Below are 21,855 nucleotides of genomic sequence, written 5' to 3'. Positions count from 1 at the left end.
CTGACTGCTGTTTCTGCTGTTTCTATATTACAACGCTTTATCTCGATGCTTCAAATATTTTTCTGCCTGTCACGGATGTTCCGATGTCTGCTGTCCGTCCATCGTTCGCCGTTCATCACGCATCAAGGAATTTTCTCATCGATATCATGCTTCCGCATGCTCCTATGCTTATACCGAGTGCCAGGAATATCCAGGTGAAATTATACACGAGGAATCCGACCGGAACCATCGGCATCGACAGTACTGAAAGCAGCTGATCGCCTATCGCCTTGACTATCTGCCTGTATATCAGCGCTGACAGCCCTATCGATATGCCTGCCGAGATCACGCCTATTATGATCCCCTCAGCCAGGAACGGTCCCCGTATGAACCAGTTCGTCGCTCCCACATACTTCATGATGTTTATCTCGTTCGCACGGTTGAACACTGTAAGCTTTATCGTGTTCGACACGACGACTATCGATACTATTATCAGGAATATCATCACCACTATGGCTGCGATCTGAACGAACTTCGTTGCTCCGAGCAGCTTGTCGACAGTATCCTTGTAGAACTTGACGTCCTCGACTCCGTCGTATGTAGCAGCTTTCTGAGCCAGCGAATCCGCCTTTTCCAGGTCGCCTATCATTATCACGACAGAATTCGGAAGCGGGTTTTCCTGAAGGCTGTTCAGCAGATATCCGTTTTCTCCCCATCTGGTCTTGAACTCGTCCATCGCGTCTTCCTTGCTCTTGTAGTACGCATCCTCGACTCCGTCCTGGGTCCTCAGATCATCGATGATCGTATCGGCCTGCTCCTCGGTGACATCATCCTTCAGATACACTTCTATCGAATCGTAGTCCTGCTGTATCGTCTGCGCAGCAGTGTTCACGTTTATCACGAGTATGAAGAAAAGGCTCAGTATCAGCAGCATCGCCGTGATCGCGAATATCGACGCCAGCGACATCGCTCTGTTTCTCAGCACTTGCAGGAATGCTTGCTTCACTGTGTAAAAAAATCGCTTTATCACCACTCGTCGCCCCCTCTCCTGAATCTGGATCTGAATGTGCGCTTGCTCTGAAGCGTATCGTCAGTCATCTCCATCTCAGCAAGGGCTTCCTCATAACCATATGCTCCGAACTCGTCTCTCACTATCCTGCCTTTTTCTATAGCTATGACACGCTTGCCCATCTTGTCGACGATATCCTTAGCATGTGTCACCATCACTATCGTGGTGCCTCTCATATTGATCTGGTCGAGAAGCTGCATTATCTCCCATGCCGTATCCGGGTCAAGATTGCCTGTCGGCTCGTCGGCGATCAGTATCCTGGGCTTGTTGACTATCGCTCTTGCGATCGCCACACGCTGCTGTTCACCGGCCGAAAGCTCGTCCGGATATTTGTCAGCCTTTGAAGCTATCCCCACCATGCTCAGCACCTGAGGCACGTATTTTCTGATGAGCTTCTTCGGCTGGTGTATTATCTCCATGGCAAATGCCACGTTTTCATAGACCGTCTTTTTGGGAAGCAGTCTGAAGTCCTGGAACACTATGCCGATGTTTCTCCTCAGCTTCGGCACCTGTCTGTTCGAGAGCGTCGTCACCTCGTTTCCCCTTACTTTGATACTCCCTGAATCCGCATCTATCTCCTTGAGAATAAGCTTTATAAAAGTCGATTTTCCTGCGCCGCTGGGGCCTACCAGGAAAACGAAATCCCCCTTGTTTATCTTTACCGAAACATTTTCAATGCCCACATTCGACTTGTAATATTTCGTTACGTTGTTGAATACGATCATATATCGTTTCTGCCCCTTTCTATATTGCAAAACATACATTCTAATTTTACTATATGCGGTAGTCGTTTTCAACTTTTTATGGGGATTTACGGCCTATATTCTTTGAAACCTGCTCATTTTCGTGAAGGTTATGTGAAAGCTGCACGACACTGTCATGATGCAGGATCAGTACTGTATCCTCAGCTCTATCGTATCGGGCAGAGACTTGAGATCTGTCTTCACGACTCTGACCGGATATGTAAGTATCTGCGATATCGCAGTCTGTTTCTGCGGATCTTCGAACAATGCGTATACGATCAGGTTTTCCTTCCCGTCCTTCTCTTCGAGAACGAGCTTTTTCACACTGACGCCGAATCCCGACGTCGGCTTTTCACCGCGCGTGACCACCACATACACATCGTCGTCTATCGCACATGCCAGCGCCCTCTCGAGCGACCTGTACTCAGGTATGATGTCTGAGGTTATGTCGTCAGGCATGTCTTTCTCCGCTACTTCACTGAAGTCCACAGGCGTATCTCCGCCGATAAATCTTACGAACACCAGTGCCGCACAGATCAGCACGACAGCAGCGATCCCTGCAGCTATCAGCTTTTTCTTTCCTCCCTGCAGCCCGCCGTTTCCGGCCTTTGCACTGTCCTTCTCTCTGTTTATTTTCTTCAAAACAAAAACTCCTTTCCGCGTAATGATCCATACTAGAAATCTATTACGGAAAAAGGAGTTTATGACTCAGTATTTGCAGCACCGGCATCCACACTGTCTGCGCCGGCATCGGATCTCTCCTGCGGCTGACGCATACACAGTTTCGCTTTCAGCTGCCCGGCATGCCGGACCGTCTGCGCTTTACAGCAGAGATCTGACTGCGGCGATGATATCGTCGCTCGTCATACCGTACTTTTTCTTGAGTTCATCCGGCTTTCCTGACTCGCCGTACGTGTCGTGCTGTCCGACCATAGCCATCTTCACCGGTGCGTTCTTCACCACGACTTCTGCGACTGCGCTGCCGAGTCCGCCGATCACTGAATGTTCCTCGGCAGTGACTATCGCGCCAGTCTCTTTCGCAGCCTTTATGATGATCTCCTCATCGAGCGGCTTGATGGTGTGCATGTCTATCACTCTCACGTCGACGCCGTCATTTGCGAGAGCTTCAGCCGCCATCGCAGCTTCGTTCACCATTATTCCCGTAGCGATGACAGTAATGTCTTTCCCGTCTCTTACGACATTCGCCTTTCCGAGTGTTATCTCGTCGCTTTCCTTGTAAAACACAGGAACTGCCGCACGACCGAGTCTGACATAGCACGGTCCGTACATAGCTACTGCCTGTTCCAACAGCTTGGCTGCCGACACACCGTCCGACGGGTTGATGACAGTCATGCCCGGAATGGTCCTCATCAGGGCGATGTCCTCAAACGTCTGATGGCTCGCGCCGTCCTCGCCTACGGTTATGCCCGCATGCGTAGCGCAGATCTTTACATTGGCTTTCGTGTAGCCGATAGAATTCCTTATTATCTCAAATGCTCTGCCTGCAGCGAACATCGCGAATGTGCTGGCGCAGACCGTCTTGCCCGAAAGCGCGATGCCTGCAGCTGTCGCATAGAGGTTCTGCTCCGCGATACCCATGTTGAAAAATCTCTCAGGGTATGTCTTGCCGAACTCCGCAGTCTGTGTCGATTTGGAAAGGTCTGCATCCATGACCACCAGATCGGGATACTGCTCTCCCAGTTTTATCAGGGTCTTGCCATAAGCCTGTCTCGTTGCCATTTTATCTGCCATTACATCGTACCTCCAAGTTCTGCTACTGCCTGTTCAGTTTCTTCGTCGTTAGGCGCCTTGCCGTGCCAGCCTGCATTGTCCTCCATGAACGATACGCCCTTGCCCTTTACTGTCTTTGCCACTATCATCGTCGGTTTTCCCTTGCATTCTCTGGCTTTTGCAAAGGCATCCAGTATCTCTTCGAAATCATGTCCGTTTATCTCCAGGACGTTCCATCCGAAAGCCCTGAATTTGTCGGCCACAGGCGCTACGGTCATGACGTCCTCGTTCCTTCCGTCGATCTGGAGTCCGTTGTAGTCCAGAATGCCCACCATATTGTCGAGCTTGTAGTGTGCCGCAGACATAGCTGCCTCCCACACGATGCCTTCCTGGATCTCGCCGTCTCCGAGCAGCACGTATATCCTTCCCGGATCATTATTGAGCTTGTTTGCGATAGCCATTCCGCCTGCTGCCGCGAATCCCTGTCCCAGCGAACCTGTTGACATTTCGATCCCCGGCACTTTATTCATATCAGGATGTCCCTGGAATTTCGAACCGAGCTTTCTCAGTGTCATGAAATCTTCCACAGGAAAATATCCCTTCAGGGCAAGAGCCGAATACTGCACAGGACCTGCATGTCCCTTTGAAAGGATGAATTTGTCTCTACCTTCCATCTTCGGGTTTTTCGGATCCACGTTCATCTCGCTGAAATACAGTGCCGTTACTATATCAGCCGCCGAAAGCGAACCTCCGGGGTGGCCCGATCCCGCATTATGTATAGCTTTTACCACTCCTACTCTAACCTCTGCTGCTGTCTTTTCCAGAGCTTTTATATCCATAGCTTCCTCCATGTTTTATTATTTATTATAAAGGGCTGACGATGCAGCCCTTTCATACATCAGAAAAATGAATCGTTCTGTATCCCCAAGCTGACGCTCAGCGCTTCATTTATTTCCGGTAAACGGTTCCTGTCGATCGTTCCGATCCTTTCCTTGAGCCTTGTTTTATCTATAGTTCTGAGCTGTTCCATTAATACTGTCGAATTCTTTGATAAGCCGTTCCCGCCCGCTTCTATCTCAACATGGGTCGGAAGATCGGCCTTGTTTTTCCTTGAAGTGATCGCCGCGACGATTATCGTCGGACTGTATCTGTTCCCTACATCATTCTGTACTACCAGAACGGGTCTTATCCCGCCCTGCTCGGAGCCCGTCACCGGACTTAAATCAGCAAAATAAAGGTCTCCCTTCTTAATGCTCAAGTCCATCACACTCCTAATATTTATATCTCTATTTCCCTACTATCGTTTTGAATGCTGCCGGCAGAGCTTCTTCTATGTCCACCGACGTCATGCCCCACTGGCCCTGACGCTCTGCAGCGATGTCTCCCGCCATACCGTGGATGAATGCTCCCGTCCTGGCAGAATCCAGTGCATCCGCTCCTGACGCGGCTATCGCAGCGATGACGCCTGTCAGCACATCTCCGCTTCCGCCCGTCGCCATTCCCGGGTTGCCTGTGGTATTAATATATGTTCCTCTTCCCGCAAAGGTCACCACTGTGCCTGCGCCTTTGAGCAGGACTACCGCTCCTGTATGCTCCGCTATCGTCTCCGCAGCCTTCTGCCTGCCGAGCTCTCTCACGCTTTTTTCGTGCAAAGCCGCCAGCAGCCTGTCCGCTTCACCGGGATGAGGCGTCAGTATGGTCGGACTCTTTCTTTTTCTTATCGTTTCAAGTCTGTCGTCGAACCTGCAGAATGAATTGAGTCCGTCAGCATCCAGCACGACAGGTCCTTCATAACAGTTAAGTATTTTCTTTATGCGTGTATAATTTCCTTCATCAACTCCCGTTCCCGGTCCCGCAGCTATCGCTCCGTATATCTCGAGTGACCGTGAGGAAAGCTCTTCGGAAATACTCATGCATGTCGCCTGCGGCACTGCGATCTGGACTATATCGTTGATCTCATCCGGCACTGCAGCCTTTACAAGCCCCGCACCGGACTTCAGCGCGCCTCTGCATGCCAGCACCGCCGCACCGGCCATGCCTTTTGAACCTGCCATGACGAGAACACGGCCGCACTGGCCTTTATGTATCTCCTCGGGCCTTTCCCTGATAATAGTATTTACATATTCGAGAGTCGTTAAACCTGTATTTTCCATAAAATTCTCCGTTTTTTCCGGATTACGCGCAGCTGCCGATACGATATATACCGGCCGCGTCACTATTATAGCATACCGCGCTGCGGATTGAAACATCACGACGGCATCATCAGCATGCACAGCTGTATTTTATGCCGTACATGCATGCGCGCATATCAAGATCCCACAGCGGCACGTCAGAAATCTGCCCGGCGCCTTTACAGCGTTATCCCGAGAAGCAGTGACGCCACGAGCAGGAATGTCACCGATGAAAACATGTCTGTGAACGACGATATCATCGGATTCGCCATCAGCGCAGGGTCGACCCCCAGCTTCTTGGCAGCCATCGGCAGCATGCTTCCCAGCAGCTTTGCAAAAATTACTATCACTGTCATCGAAAGCGCCACCGTCAGTCCTATCAGGATGCTTTCGCCGTCTATGAACACGACCTTCGCCATGTTGAATATGCTCAGCAGCACGCCAAGTATCAGACTGACCCTGAATTCCTTCCAGAATACCTTCAGCACATCCTTCAGCTCTATCTCATCTATCGCCATGCCTCGTATGACGAGCGTCGCCGCCTGTGACCCGGTATTCCCGCCTGTCCCCATCAGCAGCGGCAGATACGATACCAGCACGATCACCTGAGCCAGCACCGCCTCGAATCTGAGTATTATCGTTCCTGTTATCATCGCAGATATGTTCATGAACACCAGCCACGGCAGCCTGTTCCTGACATGCCTGAAAATGCCCATGTCGAGATATTCGGTATCCGAATCGTCGATGACACCGGCCATTCTCTGTATATCTTCAGTCGTTTCTTCTTCTATGACCTCCAGGATATCGTCGAACGTGATGATCCCGACGAGCCTGTGCTCATTGTCTACAACGGGTATCGCGAGGAATCCGTACTTTTTGAAAGTCTCCGCGACTTCCTCCTGGTCGTCGTAAACGTTCACATAAACGTACTCCGTGCTCATCAGATCTGCGATCTTCATATCGCCGTCAGATATCACGAGCGATCTTAGCGACACGATGCCGTCCAGCTTCCTGCCTTCCTTTTTCACATAACAGGTATAGACCGTTTCACTGTCCATGCCTTCCTGCTTTATGTGAGCCAGCGCTTCAGCGACCGTCATGTTCTCCTGCAGACTTATATAGTCCGGTGTCATCAGGCTGCCTGCACACGTGTCCGGATAATTCAGGAACGTGTTTATCAGCCTTCGTTCTTCCTTCGGCGTCTTTTCGAGGATCTTGTCGACTATATTTGCCGGAAGCTCCTCGAGCACGTCGATCTTGTCGTCAAAGTCCAGCTCTTCTATGATATAAGATATCTCCCGGTCGGTTATGCCCTGTACGATCGCCACCTGGTCGTCGGACGGCAGATATGAGAACACCTCTACCGACACGTCCTTCGGCAGCATCCTGAATATTATGATCGTCTTTTCCAGGCCAAGTTCCTCCAGTACCTCCTCGAGGATCTCGCTAATATCGACTTCATTGTGTTTTAATATCTCATCCCTCGCTTTAAAGTATGATTTTTCCTGCAGCAGATCCAGCACTTTCTGCACATCTTCATCGAACTGCTGCGTTTTCTGGTCCATGTCCATGGATGTTTCAGTCATGATATTACCTCCTTCCTCGTTTCTCTTATGTAAATATGCGCCTTTCTCTGTTTACGCATTCACCTGTAGTATGTGAGTATTGTCTTATCTTATCAGATTTCTTTTCATATTATAAGCAAAGTTTTCGGCACGCTGCTCTATTCCCTCTGAATGCAGTATTTCCTGAGGAGCATTAGCAGTTTCCAGTATAGCAAATCTGCCGGGCAATGCAAAGGTTTTATTCATATTGAGTCCGCTTATCAGCTGCTCTGCCACGATATCGCTGCCGCTGTATCCGGATATCACGACTCCGAAGAGCTGCTTGTCGTAAAACCTGTGCGTCGTGAACAGCGCTGTCATCCTGTTCACGAATGCCGTGAGGTTGCCTCCAAGCGCATCGTTGTAGTTCGGACACACCATCACCAGCGCATCGCACGACAGTATGCCCGGATACACCTTGTGTGTGATCGGCCCTCCGTAGAAGCAGTCTCCCTCCTCGCCGAAATGGCGGCAGATGTCATACGGACAGCCTCTGCAGTCCATGACCTCGCCGTTTCGCAGTGATATCTCGTTGAAGCTGCATTCCGGAAGATGCTTCTTTATCATTTCCCACAGAGCGATCGTATTCGATGTGCTGCGGCTGCTGGCATGCAGCACGAGCACTTCCGGATGCTCCTTCTTTACGGGTCTGTAGTTCATGATGTTTTCTACGAGCGTCTTTCCTGCCGCCATATAGGCGCCCATATTATCCGTATGCAGATTGTTCGCCTGTATGTTGTAGTTTTTCAGCGTCCTAGTGCCTTCCACCAGAGGTCTCCCCGGGAACGTGCATCCTGCGCGGTTGGCGGTGAACACCAGGCTGCGGCCTGTCGATTTCGTAAAGATCTCGCTGTTGCCGTCGAGTATCACGCCTCCTACCGAACCGTCGAGCGCATCCTTGTTAAGACGCAGATACTTCATCATGCTGTACCAGTTCAGGTTTATTCCGGACTGCCCCAGCGACAGCGTGAACAGTATCCTTTTGTTCGTCAGATCCGCGTTTTCCAGCTCTTCGACAGTCGTCAACCGTTCATATGAGTAGTCTCCGACGCTGTGTGTCACTATTTTCTCCAGACGCTCTTTTTTGCTTTCCTCCGGACAGAACGGATCTATTATCATAAGATCTTTCATATCGTCACCTCCCGTTTTACATATATCATTATATATGGCCTGCAGCCCGCACACATCAGGTATGGGCCGGCCTCCGCTTCACGTTCACGATATGCGAATGCAGTACGCACACGCTTCACGCTGATCCTATCTCAGCGCTCTGAGCTCATCGTACGCATGCCTTATGCGGCTGAACAGCCGCTCGTCCAGCGGGAGATCCTCCACGATGATGCCTTCACTGCTTCTCCTGTTCCTGCACCCGAGAAAAGCGCCGCTGTGCCCTTTTCCAAGATATACCGAAGAGTAGTTCCACTCTCCCCTGAGTGTGGCTGCAAGCGATATCGCGCCTGATGACATGGCAGGAGCTATATACGGCTTGAAGCCGTCCTCTCTGACCTTCATGTTCGCTCTGACGGTAAGCTCCGTCAGTTCCGCAGACAGCTCATCATCGTAGGCCGAGATGCTGTCTGCGATCACGAGATCTGCCCCATGAGGCCCGAAGGCTCTCCCGTCTCGCAGATACTGCGAAAACCTCTGATCCTTTGCTGCAAAATACGAAGCTCTCCCGTTCATCACGCCGAGCCCGTATCCCTGCACCTGCTCAGGCGCAAGCCCCGACAGCACTGCCGCTTTGCACAGCGGATCTACAGGATCAGAAACTACTGCGAATATCCCGCCGAATCCGGCCTTTACAGCCATATCGGCATATATCCCCACCAGCTGGCTGTTTGCCTCGAGCTGTGCCATCCTGACGTCTCCTGCTGCACCTACAGGCGGCACTCCCTTCGATGCGCAGAACACGAACATGTCGCAGTCGAACAGTTCGTCCTGCTCCAGCATCCTGACCTCCGGCAGCGTCCTGCCGTCCGGAAAGCAGATCTGATTTATCTCCATCTCGTAGCGGCGCATCATCGCCGGATCCAGATCGTATATGCCTATCTGCCCGACCGCTTCACCGCCCAGCAGTCTCAGTCCCATCAGCACTGTGCCCCCGACATCGCCGAGCGCCAGCAGATTTACTCTGTTTGCCGCCTTTACACGATCCGCATCAGGAAGCAGCACTTCACCGCTTCTGAGCACAGCCCCGCGCGAGCTGTCTATCAGTTCATTTATATATCTTTTCTTCATGATCATTTCCTCCATGTGATCCCGTGAGCATCTGCATCAGCTATATCAGCGCCTTCTCGAGACGCTTCAGTCTTTCGATGTAGTCAGCCATGTACACTGACGGCGCCAGATTGAAATCAACCGCCACGCGGTTCGAGCCGTTAGGCATCCTCGGTGACTTTATCACATCCGACAGACGCTTTATCGTCAGCTTTCTCTCAAACAGGTTCTGGTATTCCTCCTCCAGCACGCTGAATATCTTCTGTGCGTTTTCCAGGCATACCATCGACAGATCGAAAACGGACTCCCTGCTCGAGTCACGCAGGAAAGCCGGCGCCGCGAACGGCAGTATCAGATTTATCGATGGTATCAGATTCGCCTCCGTCTTCTCGAGCGTCTCCACGCCGTCTCCGCCTATGAACGGACAGAGCGTCGATTCAACGAACCACGCTTTCAGATCAGGTATGAAATATGCGCTTTCCACGTCACGACCCTGTATATTCATCAGATCCCTGCCGTAGCCTGAAAGCAGTCCGGTTATCATCTTTCTTATCTCGACACCGTTCTCCTTGAAAACGGGGTCCAGCGCCTTTATCCTGTATCCCTTGTGAAGCAGGTCGTCCACGAGTATCACCGGCCGGCCGAATGATTTTATCGTCTTTATCTGGTTCGGTATCGTGGCGTACATCGGATACTCCTCGATGCTGAAGCTGTCCAGCGTCGGCGTGAAACGCTTCTCGGTATGCAGCGTCTTCGTCACCGTATTAGGCACGACCATGCCCCTCAGTATCTTGCCGAACGGGACGCACATGCATTCGCCCAGCTGACGTTTTGCCCTCGGATAATTAGGCACGTTGTTCGTCTTCGTCACCATGTCGACTATCTTCTGATGCATTATGCCTGCGTTGAACGAAAGCACCAGACTGCCCGGATTCAGCTTTGTCAGAGCCCGCTGCATGTCCATGTGCGTGCTTTCCAGTATATCCAGTATCCTCGGATTCGTGTTGAACGGCTCTTTCAGCACGGTATCCATATTCTCTATCACCGCCATAGGCGATTTCATGTTGACTTCGTACACGCCCTGCGGCGCGCCGTCTATCACGATCTCGGCAAATCCCTGCCTGCTGAGCACATCCAGGATCTTTTCATCGGTCCCGCCGTCCAGCGGATGGTAGATGGCATAGGTCACATCTCTCGACGCCGCTTCCGCCAGGACTTCCGTCGTTATGATCTGCATCAGGTTGCGCGTATCCGTCTCCTCGGAGCAGTAAAGTCCTCTTATTATCATCATGCGCCCTGTCGCCTTGCCTCTCAGATACGACGCGATCTTTATATCTCCGAACTCCTCGTAAAGCTCGCCGGTCTCCCGTTCATTCACAGCCGCGACCGCGCATATCCTGCGGTATTCGTTCAGCATCGCTGCTGACCGGACGTCTGATCTGTCGAAATAAGCCTTTATCCTGCCGAGATCGGCTCCGGATGCGTGTATGCCTGCCTCCAGATCCCTGAGCACACCGCTGCCTCTCTGTTTCAGCGGATCGAATCTTATGTTTTTCCGCTCGAACACGTTTTTGTACTGAGGCTCTCTGAGGTACAGACTGTTGTCATATATAAAGTTCTGCGCCACCGGATCTATCAGGTTCGATATGTCCCGTCCCAGGTCTATGTTCTCCCTTATGCGGGTCGAGCTTATATCTTCAAGGTATACCGGCAGCTTTAGCTCTCGTATCTTTCCGCTCATATTCGAATATGCCGCATCGAGCGCCGCCCTGTCTTCACCCTTTCCCTCAAGAGTCTCCCTCTGGAAAACTATATGGTTCATCGAATGTATTGAATCAGGCGCAGGCGCGGCCTTGTACGACGATGCATTGATGATGACGTCGCTTCCCGCCACGAGATACAGCTCCTTGCCCGGGAACAGATCCTTCAGTCTTCTGAGATCCTTCGGATTCGCTATATTCACAGGAAAGTCATCGGCAAACAGGAACACATCCGCCTCGTCTGCCACAGACATTGAGATTATCCTGCGCCTCAGCATCCTCGGCTGCGTTTTCTTCGACCATGAAAATTCATCGAGCGCCAGGTACACTTCGAAGCCTTCATCTCTTATCGCCTGCACTATCCCCTTGTGACTCAGCGAGAACGGGTCGAACGTCCCCGGGAAAAACGCAACGTTGTCGTTCACAGCAAGTTCCATCTCGCCGCAGCAGAACCTGTAGTCAGATATGAACCTGTATATGTGGTTGAGTGCCGCCGCATTCGTGAAGAAAGTCATGTCATATTCTTCTATCCCGCTCATCAGCGTCAGCATCTTCTTGTATATCTGTCTGAAAGCGTCGAATTTCTCTTCTCCGGAAAGCTCCTCAGTGCCGAAGATGTATTTTCCGGCCACCATTATCGCTTCGCGGCTGACCACTTCATGGTAGTTCGCCAGTCCCTTGAGAAGCATTCCCAGCATCCTCGTCTTTCTGGCTTCATATGCGTTTTTCGATTCTCCGTTGCGGTACCTGTATCCTGAATATTTCTGCAGCACCTCCCCAACTGTGTCGAGTGCGACTGATCCGATCTTGTCATTCGTGTTCTCTATCAGCTCGCTTATATTGTCCATGAACTCGTCGAGCTCGCTCGGATGCAGATACAGCACGAGCTCTCCCAGATATTCCGGGATGTACTTCGAAAACTGATACTCTCCTATCTCAAGGCCTTTCGTCAATTCTATGACCAGCTCGTTTATCTGCTCTATAGGAAGGCTGCTGGCGATCCTTATCAGTCCGCGTCCCGCTTCATGTCTGACAGTCACGCGCTCGCTCACCTTCACGAGGTTCGAAAAATGCGCGGCAAGATAGAATGTCTGCTCTTTCAGCCTGTCGCTCAGCGCATGCTCCAGCAGGAATTCCATGTTTATGATCTTCATGACCCACGGCGTCCCGACCTTGAGATTTTCACGGAATATACCCGATATCGCATCGCTGAGAGTGCCGTGCTGCTCCAGGGTCTCTATCTTATTGTAGTAAATGCCGGCAGTCCTGTATTCGCCTACATTTTTGAGCACCTTGTAGACGAGGTACGCTACGCCTATGTTCTCTGCAGTATCTTCGGTGTTCCTTATTATCTTCCGGATGCTGTCCTGTACAGGTGTCGTCCTGAGTCTGCCGGAAATGTATTCGGCGACTCTCAGTGAGCCGATCTTTATCTCCACCGGTTCCCTGACGGATACCTTTTCTGCAAAATCCAGCACGTCTGCCATTTCCTCATCGGAAAATATGCCGTCAGGCAGCGAGATCACTGAATCGAGCAGTACGAAAACAGCGCTGTCTTTCATTTTGCTGAATCCGAACAGCCTGAGATACCGCTGCACGAACAGTCCGGCCTTGTCGCTGTCCGCGTTTTCCAGTATGCCTGTCAGCACGCCCTTCAGCGTATATCCGATCCAGCTCCTGTGCTGATCCGTGACTCTGTAGTCAGGGAAAACGATCTTGTGCAGATACGTGTCCCATATCTCGTCGGCCTCCGTCATATTGATGCTGCTGTCCTGCGCGCACTCGGGAAGCTCTTTTCTGTAGACATCGTCATATTTTGCTATGATCTTTCCCATGAGCCTTCCGGCCTGTCTTCTGATATCTCCCTCTCTGTGTGAAAGCAGCTCATATAGGAAATTGAGCGTTATCTGCTTCTCCGGCTTCGTCATATATGTGAAGTATTCAGAGAGTATGTCGAGATAAGCTCTCTGGCTCTTCCACTGTTTTTCGCTTCTGGCCGCCTCGATCAGGCTGCCGAACGACGATTCGTTGTTGAATATGCTCATGATCCTGATATTGTGCTCGATCGCCGTATACTTTATGTGATCGACGACGTCGTTGCCCATCAGGAGTGCCGTGTCTTTCTTTCTGCGCCCCGCATCCTCAGCCGGCGGCATACTGACGTCCGTCTGCACGCCCATGTCTGTCAGGTAATCCTCAAAATCTTTGAGCTTTGCATATACTCTTTCATAGCGCTGACGTTTTTGGGTGTCGACATTGTCCAACTTGCCCAATATAACGTCAAAAGACTCTGCCAGCGTATAGAAGTGTATTATCTCTTCCCTGTTCTCCCTGCTGCTCTTGACTCTGAAATCCGCGTATATCAGCAGCAGCGACTCCACGGAAAGATTCTCGAGCTCAAGGTCCCACGTCGAATGATTGCTCGCGATGTGCGCGATCATCGGCATGTTTTCTTTTCTCAGGAGCTCATCCGTATAGTAATAATGGAGATACGGTATCCTCCTGGCTTCCTGCGGGCTGCATCCGAACTTGCCTATGTCATGACCTGCAGCAGCGCCCGACAGCAGCGCCATGTCCACAGGTATGTCTGTCCCCGCGAGCTGTTTGCCCACGAAAGTCGCCACGTGGTGCACGCCTCCGATGTGCCCCACCGTATTGAACGGAGTTATCTCGCGGCTTATCCTCATGAATTCGAATATATAGCTCCCGGACCAGAATTCCTTCAGTCTTTCATATTCCTTGAAGGTCATGCAATCTCTGACTTCGTCATCATCAAGGAATTCTATCTGATCCGTAGGCGAAAACCCTTTGATCTCTCTCTCATATCCCAGAAGCGCGCGGTAGTTTTCCATAAAGAAATATTTCGCGCGTTTCTGCCCTTCGTCTGCCGTGACTCTGTAATTTTCGGGATACATCAGAGATTTCGTCTCTTCGCATATGAATCCCAGCCAGCCGCCCTGCGGCTCAGCCGCCCACGTATCCATCACCGGCTTCAGCGCACCGAGTATCGTACCCGCCGAAAAATCACCGTCCTTCGCAAGCTTTTCAAATGTCTTTTTCCATTGAAAATCATTCAGCAGCTGCGACATGCCTCTTCTGCTCATGCCCAGTATTTCCAGCGAGCTTTCGCACATCAGGAGCTGCTGCGTCTCCTTTACCAGATTTCTTATCAAACCATTTCCCCCGTCGATCTGTAACTGTATCTATAACTATATCGAAAACGATATTTCTGTATTATCTGTGCAGGCCTGCGGTCCGCCGCCTGTGCCTTATATATTATATCACGCATACCGCCGCCGGACAAACATCTGCGGCGATATGAGGAACGAGTATTTTTCACGGTTTGTTTTGTCTTTGTCAGAAAATTACAACTTCCAATAAACAATTTAAATCCATTGACTGCAATTTAACAAAGTGATATATTTAGTGTAACAAGGCATTACCAACTTTGCGAAATTTTATTTAAAAAAGAGGAGAAAAAAAATGTCAAATTATGTTGAAAGATGTATTGAGCTTTGTAAGCAGAAGAATCCTGGCGAATTAGAGTTTCACCAGACAGTAGAAGAAGTACTTATTTCATTAAAGCCGGTTATTGAACAGCATCCTGAGTATGAAGAAGCTGCTCTTCTCGAAAGACTGACTGAACCTGAAAGAGGAGTTACTTTCAGAGTAGTATGGGTTGACGATGCAGGTAAAGTGCAGGTTAACAAAGGCTACAGATATCAGTTCAACAGTGCTATCGGACCTTACAAAGGTGGTTTGAGATTTGCTCCAAACGTATATCCTGGAATCATCAAGTTCTTAGGATTTGAACAGATCTTCAAGAACAGCTTAACTGGTCTGCCTATCGGCGGCGGTAAGGGTGGTTCAGACTTCGATCCTAACGGTAAGTCAGATGCAGAAGTAATGAGATTCTGCCAGGCATTCATGACTGAATTATACAGACACATCGGACCTAACACTGACGTTCCTGCTGGAGACCTCGGTGTAGGCGGAAGAGAAATCGGTTACCTCTTCGGACAGTACAAGAGAATCGTTGACAGATACGAAGGCGTTCTCACTGGTAAAGGAATCCCTTACGGCGGACTTCTCGGAAGATCAGAAGCAACTGGATTCGGTATCGTATGGTATGCTGAAGAAATGCTGAAGGCTAACGGCGAAGAAATGAAAGACAAAGTAGTTGCTATCTCAGGATTCGGTAACGTAGCTTGGGGTTCAGCTTGGAAGCTGCAGCAGCTCGGAGCTAAGTGCGTAACTATCTCAGGTCCGGACGGATACATCTACGACCCAGAAGGAATCAGCACTGACGAAAAGATCGCATTCCTGCTCGACCTCAGATCATCAGGAAAGAACATCTGCGCTCCTTACGCTGAGAAGTTCCCAGAAGCTACATTCGTTGCTGGCAAGAAGCCTTGGGGAGTTTGCAAAGACTTCGACGTTAAGGTTGACCTCTTCATCCCTTGCGCTATGCAGAATGATGTACACATGGAAGACGCTAAGAACATCGTTGAATCAGGCTGCAAGTTCTACTGCGAAGGTGCTAACATGCCTACAACAAACGACGCTCTCGTTTACCTGATGGACAACATGACAGCTGTTGGACCTGCTAAGGCTGCTAACGCTGGCGGTGTTGCTTGCTCATGCATCGAAATGGGACAGAACGCAGGACACACTGTATTCCAGCACGAAGACGTTTATGCACAGCTTCACCAGATCATGAGAAACATCTTCAACGCTTGTGCTAACGCTGGAGAAAAGTACTATGACAACAAGAACGCTCTGGTACAGGGTGCTAACATCGCTGGTTTCGAAAGAGTTGCTCAGGCAATGATGGAACAGGGTTTAGTATAAACCATAGCATTTAAATGTCTCACACTTTTTAATTATGTAGTTTATAATTACATATAAATAGAAAAGAACGGTATCTGTGATGCCGTTCTTTTTATTATGCAGAAAATATCGCTGCACAAAGAAAAACCCGCACCGAACGCTAAATGCTATTCGACACGGGACATCTTTAATAAATTTAATTATTATCTTTAACGACGGAACGTGATCATAAACGCTGATCGCTCCTATAAATACGTCACCTTCGCCTGGAACACCACAGACTCATCTTCAAGCATGCCGACGACAATATCGCTGCCGTCTTCTGCCCTTTCCATAAACATATCGATCCTGTCTCCAACTACAGTCTCCTTCAGAAAATTTATCGTGAAGCTCTGAAAATCATTGCGATCCAGTATCTCGCTCGTCATGTCCGCATATCTGCAGTTGTTCACGTGGCAGTTTATATCGAGATCTTCCTCGGTAACGGTATGAGCTCCTGCCGCCTGCGGATCGCTGTACTTTATCTTCTCTATCTTCTCCTCAAATGCAGGGATATCTATATATTCCCCGGAAAATTCCAGTGCTGACCTCACGAGCTTCCTCGTTTCAAAATCCACTATGCACCACTGGCTCATGGCGGATACGATCAGGTTTTCATCTTCGTCGCAGATATAGTATCCTCTGGGGTATGCCGCGCCCCTGCCCATGGATGGATATGTCGCTATGTCGTAGAGCTCCCCTGCCCTGATCTTTCCATGCATCCTGAATCTGAGCTTTGAAAGTACCCATATCCGGTTTTTCTTCATCAGGTCATCATGCCCGATCCCCATCAGCTCCGCATGATCGGTCGCGATCTGCTCAAAATGCCGCAGCAGCGCAGAAGCTCTGACATTGCCGTTTTCATCAAAATCTTTATTCCTGAATGCAGTCTTTTCCTTAAGCAAAAGAACGTTGTCCATATTTTCCTCCATCATATCCAGCTATAAATATAATCGTTGTCTCATGATCTGTGGCACACAATGATGTACATTTTCGTTACTCCACTGATTTCAGTGATTCTGCCATGTTTATGCGTCTCAGCTTTCTCCTCAGGATCAGATCCACTATTATCGAGAATCCCAGTACTACCAGCACGGTCCACAGGACGCTGATCGGCTCGATCACCTGATTGAACGATACGGCGTCGACTACTATGCGGCTCATGATGAAGCTGTGCAGCACGAATCCGGTCGGCAGTCCCATGATTATCCCCAGAAGTACAAGTATGAAATTCTCTCTGAACACATACGACCCCATCTCGCGCGGATAAAATCCGAGCACCTCAATAGTAGCTATCTCGCGCTCTCTTTCCGTGATATTGATATTTCCGAGATTGAACAGCACGATGAATGCCAGCGCGCCGGCACATCCGATGACCAGTATTATTATATAGTTCAGACTGACCATCATATCGTCGACTCTCGCCTTTACATCTTCGTTCACGGATATCCCGATGACTCCGTCAAAGCTGTTTATGCTCTCTGCAGTCTTCTGTATGTCTTCTCCGTCCCTGAGCGTCACGAACATCATGGAAGGCTCGTATCTCCTTCCCATCTCTTCCTCATAGGTTTCACTGCTGATATAGACATAATTAGAAACATAGTTCCTGTAGATGCCTGAAACCCTGAGCTTTACAGTATGCGTATCATCATAATTCAGCTGTATCGTATCACCGTCTCCGACTCCCAGCATATCGGCAAGCTTGTTGTTTATCATCGCCTCACCCCTGCCGGGGTACTTCAGCTTCTTTCCATCTTCCCTGAAATCCACAGCCTTCATGATATCACTGTCGTCCGTTACCATCAGACTGCACGATTTCGTGACTTTGCCGTTCTTTACATCTGTAGAAGTCTGCTGCAGCATAGCGGTGCTTGCCAGCGAATCGGAATATTCACTCTCGAAACCGGTCTTGTTATCATAGCCCGGAGAATCGAACGCCACCGTGATATGATATTTTTCTATCTGCGAGAACTGATGATCCGCTATACCGGCTATAGAGTCGTTTATACCGAACCCTGCCAGCACCAGAGATGTGCATCCGCCGATGCCGAGGATCATCATTATCATCCTCTTTTTGTATCTGAATATGTTCCTTGCCGTCACCTTGTGCAGGAAGCTGAGACGCTTCCATATAAACCCTGCACGCTCCAGCAGTATGCGCTTTCCTGATTTCGGCGCTTTTGGTCTCAGTATCTCAGCCGGCATGTGAGCCAGCTGACCTCTGCATGCGAGATACGTCGTACCTGTCGAGCAGAGTAGCGAGACGAGCAGCGATATCAGTGCCAGTTTCCAGTTGAAATAGAACTCGAGCGGTGCGAATCCGAACATCATTCCGTATGCGATCCATATGAAATACGGGAAGTATTTCGAACCCGCAAGGAATCCTGCAGTGCATCCTATCACCGCCGCCGAGCCTGAATAGATCATATACTTGAACATGATCCTGCCCGACGTGTATCCCAGCGCACTGAGCGCGCCTATCTGCGTCCTTTCCTCATCGATCATCCTGGTCATCGTCGTAGAGCACACCAGCGCCGCTATCAGGAAGAAAAACACAGGAAATATCTTTGCCACGCTGTCTACTATGTCGGCATTGCTTTCAAACGAGCCGAAACCGATATTGTCTTCCCTGTCCTGTATATAAAGCTCAGGTTCCTCGAGTCCCGAGAGTTCCTCTCTCGCCTTGTCGAGCTCCTGACTCCCTTCTTCAAGCTCTGCTTCTGCAGATGCGAACTGACTGTCCGCCTCTGCTCTGCCCGAGCTGTACTGACTGTAACCATTGTCGAGCTGCTGCTGTGCTGCCTCGAGTTTTTTTTCTTCCTCGCTCACCTGCGCCAAACCTGCATCTATCTGCGCCAGACTTCCCTGAAGCTGTGCCAGCTGTGTCTTCATCGAGGAGATCACTTCTTCAGGCGTTTCCGGATCTGCTGCTGCGATCTGCTGCTGCAGCTGTGCTATGCCTGCTGCGACCTGCTCCCTCTGCGAAATGAGAGTGCTCTTCTGTGCAGCGAGCTGCTGCTTTCCCGAGCTCAGCTGAGCGCTCTTCTGATCCAGCGTGTTCTTAGACTGCCTGAGCTTTGCATATGCAGAATCCTTTTCAGACTGGAGCTCCGCCTTGCCGTCATCCAGCTCTTTCTGTCCATCATCTATCTGCTGCTCTGCCTCGCTGACGATCTCCTGATATCTGATCTGCATGCGCTCCTGCGCGACCTTCTTTACAGCAGGCTCAGTCTTCTTCATATTCGCATAATACTCATCGCTGAAAACGAATCCCTGCTTTTCAGACGTGACAAACACCTCCGTGTAATATTCGGAGGTGAATCCGTCGAGTGGCGCATATATGAACGCTCTGATGCTGCCGTCGCCGAGCGACGTCGTACCGCGCTCCTCTTTCATCAGATAATAGGGGGAGTTCACTATTCCCGTTATCTTATACTCGCTGTATTTCAGCGCGTCCTTCTCAGCCTGAGTGTTCTCATCACTGACTTTGATCGTGCTGCCTATATCTTTTTTCGAAAAGAAATGGTCATCTACCACGCATTCGTTCGCTTTCTCAGGCATCCTGCCCTCGAGAAGATCCACCTTGTTCACATTCTCAGTGATCGAGTGCGCTCTGAGTATGATGGAATTCCCGCTGCGATCCTCTGAAAAAAAGTCAGCTGTAACCGATCCTTCCGCTGCCGACACTCGGTCTGCACCGGCTATGGCCTCCACATCCTCATCGGTGAATCCATAGGTCGACAGCAGCCTGAAATCATACAGCCTGTACTCATCCACATATTTATTGCACGTGAGCATCATCGAATCCTTTGTATCCTTGATACCTGCGAAAAATCCCACGCCCAGTGCGATTATCGCCAGTATGGCTATATATCTTCCCATACTGCCGAATATAGTCCTTCTTATACTTCTTCCATAAATGTTACCCGACATATATCCTTTTCCTCTACCACTCTATCTCTTCCACAGGGACTGCATTTTCATTTAGCGACACAGACGCCACCGTGCCGTTTTTGATCTTCACGACTCTGTCTGCCATCGCAGTCAGCGCCGAATTGTGAGTTATTATGACGACTGTCATGCCTCCTTTCCTGCAGGAATCCTGCAGCAGCTTCAGTATCGCCTTTCCCGTCTCATAGTCAAGAGCTCCCGTAGGCTCGTCGCAGAGAAGAAGCTTCGGATTTTTTGCCAGTGCTCTGGCGATCGCAACACGCTGCTGCTCGCCGCCGGACAGCTGTGCCGGGAAATTGTCCATCCTGTCCGCAAGCCCTACAGCCTTCATCACCGCCTCGCTGCTGAGCGGTTTTTTCGAAAGCTGCGACGCGATCTCGACATTCTCGAGCGCGGTAAGATTAGGTATCAGGTTGTAGAACTGGAACACGAAGCCTATGTCCCATCTCCTGTACGTTGCCATCTGTTTGGTCGTCAGCGCCGATATGTCCCGCCCGTCCAGCGTCACCCTGCCCTCGCTGAGCGTATCCATACCGCCGAGTATATTGAGCAGCGTCGTCTTTCCGGCACCCGACTGCCCCACGACTACACATATCTCGCCCTTTTCTATCTCAAAGCTGACATCGTGCAGTGCTCTGACCTCGACATCTCCTGTTTTATATATCTTCCCTACATTTTCAAATTTTACAAATGACATACGCATGACCGCACGGCTGAACCGCCCCGCATTCTCCTTACTACTGTATTTAGGCTCACAAAGACCGCCTATGATCTTTCCTACTATTTTACATTTATATAAAGATTATGACAATATAAATTGAAGAATACGTCGCACTAATATGTTTATTATGTAAAGATGCACGTTTTCTTTATGACGCACTTTCCTTTTCTTTTCCCGCAGAGTTTATGTTATAATTATAATACTGACTTTGAATATGGATACATAAAGAGCTGACCTCAGGAGGTGTGCTAAATGGGCAGCATAATATACGAAAAAAACGGGCATACTGCCCTGATAACGCTGAACAGGCAGGAAACTCTCAACGCGCTGTGTGAAAAATTCATCGCAGAGATAAACGAAACGCTTGACCGGGCTGAATCTGATCCCGATATCTATACGATCATCATCACAGGTTCGGGAAAATCCTTCATCGCAGGCGCCGACATCTCTGAAATGTACGAAAAAGACGAGATGTCCATCATGCCCTGGGCTGCACTCGCGTGCGACCTTTGCATGAGGATAGAGAACATGGACAAACCTGTGATCGCCGCGATAAACGGCTATGCACTGGGCGGAGGTCTCGAGCTTGCCATGGCATGTGACATACGGCTTGCAAGTGAAAATGCGAAGATGGGACTTCCCGAGACCGGCCTGGGTGTGATATGCGGATCCGGCGGCACTCAGAGACTTCCTCGCCTCATAGGTACCGGCGCCGCAAAAGAGATGATCTACACAGCGAAGATAATCGATGCGCAGACAGCAAAGGAACTCAGACTCGTGAACCGCGTCACGTCCCAAGGCAGCCTGACAGACGAGGCACTGGCTCTCTGCCACGACATAGAAAAAAACGGACAGCTGGCTGTCCGCGCCGCAAAGCGCTCGATCAACGCGTCGGATCACATGAGCATACAGAGCGGCTGCCTCTTTGAGAGAGAAAACTTCAGCGCACTTTTTGCGACGGAAGACCAGAAGACCGGCATGGGCGCTTTCCTCGAAAAGAAAAAGGAGATACACTTTAAAAACAGATAGATATAAATCTG

At 50.1% G+C, this 21,855-nt stretch carries 16 protein-coding genes; 2 read left to right on the top strand and 14 right to left on the bottom strand.

Going from position 1 to position 21,855, the window contains the following annotated elements; translation table 11 throughout:
- Positions 1-115: 115 nt before the first annotated feature.
- The 11 genes from ftsX to OCV59_RS00360 form a co-directional block, all read right to left on the bottom strand.
- A complete protein-coding gene (ftsX, locus tag OCV59_RS00410; RefSeq protein ID WP_262583983.1) occupies positions 116-1,009 on the bottom strand; it encodes a permease-like cell division protein FtsX in 894 nt (297 codons plus the stop codon).
- The gene (gene ftsE, locus OCV59_RS00405; protein ID WP_147592351.1) at positions 1,006-1,773 is read right to left on the bottom strand and encodes a cell division ATP-binding protein FtsE; all 768 of its coding nucleotides are present in this window, start codon (positions 1,771-1,773) and stop codon (positions 1,006-1,008) included. Before ftsE ends, ftsX begins: the two co-directional genes overlap by 4 nt.
- Positions 1,774-1,938: 165 nt before the next feature.
- Complete coding sequence (locus tag OCV59_RS00400) at positions 1,939-2,433, bottom strand: protease complex subunit PrcB family protein (protein WP_147592350.1); 495 nt, start codon at positions 2,431-2,433, stop codon at positions 1,939-1,941.
- 180 nt (positions 2,434-2,613) lie between these two features.
- A complete protein-coding gene (locus tag OCV59_RS00395) occupies positions 2,614-3,543 on the bottom strand; it encodes a transketolase family protein (RefSeq protein ID WP_147592349.1) in 930 nt (309 codons plus the stop codon).
- Positions 3,543-4,361, bottom strand: coding sequence for a transketolase (locus tag OCV59_RS00390; protein ID WP_262583981.1), 819 nt, complete (start codon positions 4,359-4,361; stop codon positions 3,543-3,545). Before OCV59_RS00390 ends, OCV59_RS00395 begins: the two co-directional genes overlap by 1 nt.
- A gap of 59 nt (positions 4,362-4,420) precedes the next feature.
- Entirely contained in the window at positions 4,421-4,780 is a 360-nt protein-coding gene (locus OCV59_RS00385; protein WP_147592347.1) for a type II toxin-antitoxin system PemK/MazF family toxin, read from the bottom strand.
- Positions 4,781-4,808: 28 nt separating this feature from the next.
- On the bottom strand, positions 4,809-5,675 hold the full coding sequence (locus OCV59_RS00380) for an NAD(P)H-hydrate dehydratase (protein ID WP_262583980.1): 867 nt from the start codon (positions 5,673-5,675) through the stop codon (positions 4,809-4,811).
- A gap of 197 nt (positions 5,676-5,872) precedes the next feature.
- Complete coding sequence (gene mgtE / locus OCV59_RS00375) at positions 5,873-7,279, bottom strand: magnesium transporter (protein WP_262583979.1); 1,407 nt, start codon at positions 7,277-7,279, stop codon at positions 5,873-5,875.
- A gap of 84 nt (positions 7,280-7,363) precedes the next feature.
- A complete protein-coding gene (locus OCV59_RS00370) occupies positions 7,364-8,428 on the bottom strand; it encodes a flavodoxin family protein (protein ID WP_147592345.1) in 1,065 nt (354 codons plus the stop codon).
- A 126-nt stretch (positions 8,429-8,554) separates the two neighbouring features.
- Positions 8,555-9,535: a lactate dehydrogenase gene (locus OCV59_RS00365; protein WP_147592344.1), complete on the bottom strand. Its 981-nt coding sequence runs from the start codon at positions 9,533-9,535 to the stop codon at positions 8,555-8,557.
- 40 nt (positions 9,536-9,575) lie between these two features.
- The gene (locus OCV59_RS00360; RefSeq protein WP_147592343.1) at positions 9,576-14,447 is read right to left on the bottom strand and encodes a nucleotidyl transferase family protein; all 4,872 of its coding nucleotides are present in this window, start codon (positions 14,445-14,447) and stop codon (positions 9,576-9,578) included.
- Positions 14,448-14,757: 310 nt separating this feature from the next.
- Here OCV59_RS00360 and gdhA point away from each other — a divergent pair, with 310 nt between their 5' ends.
- On the top strand, positions 14,758-16,125 hold the full coding sequence (gene gdhA / locus OCV59_RS00355) for an NADP-specific glutamate dehydrogenase (protein ID WP_147592342.1): 1,368 nt from the start codon (positions 14,758-14,760) through the stop codon (positions 16,123-16,125).
- Between the two features lie 224 nt (positions 16,126-16,349).
- Here gdhA and OCV59_RS00350 read toward each other — a convergent pair whose 3' ends face one another.
- The 3 genes from OCV59_RS00350 to OCV59_RS00340 all read right to left on the bottom strand — a co-directional run bounded on the left by OCV59_RS00350 (position 16,350) and on the right by OCV59_RS00340 (position 20,791).
- Positions 16,350-17,063, bottom strand: a complete 714-nt coding sequence (locus OCV59_RS00350) for an acyl-[acyl-carrier-protein] thioesterase (RefSeq protein ID WP_262583978.1) — start codon at positions 17,061-17,063, stop codon at positions 16,350-16,352.
- Between the two features lie 76 nt (positions 17,064-17,139).
- Positions 17,140-20,076, bottom strand: coding sequence for an FtsX-like permease family protein (locus OCV59_RS00345; protein WP_147592340.1), 2,937 nt, complete (start codon positions 20,074-20,076; stop codon positions 17,140-17,142).
- A gap of 13 nt (positions 20,077-20,089) precedes the next feature.
- The gene (locus tag OCV59_RS00340) at positions 20,090-20,791 is read right to left on the bottom strand and encodes an ABC transporter ATP-binding protein (protein ID WP_147592339.1); all 702 of its coding nucleotides are present in this window, start codon (positions 20,789-20,791) and stop codon (positions 20,090-20,092) included.
- 276 nt (positions 20,792-21,067) lie between these two features.
- Here OCV59_RS00340 and OCV59_RS00335 point away from each other — a divergent pair, with 276 nt between their 5' ends.
- On the top strand, positions 21,068-21,844 hold the full coding sequence (locus tag OCV59_RS00335) for an enoyl-CoA hydratase/isomerase family protein (protein ID WP_147592338.1): 777 nt from the start codon (positions 21,068-21,070) through the stop codon (positions 21,842-21,844).
- Positions 21,845-21,855 lie beyond the last annotated feature (11 nt).

The sequence above is a fragment of the Brotomerdimonas butyrica genome, from assembly GCF_025567305.1.
GTDB lineage: Bacteria > Bacillota > Clostridia > Peptostreptococcales > Anaerovoracaceae > Lentihominibacter > Lentihominibacter butyricus.
This window is presented reverse-complemented; position numbering and strand designations above follow the sequence as displayed.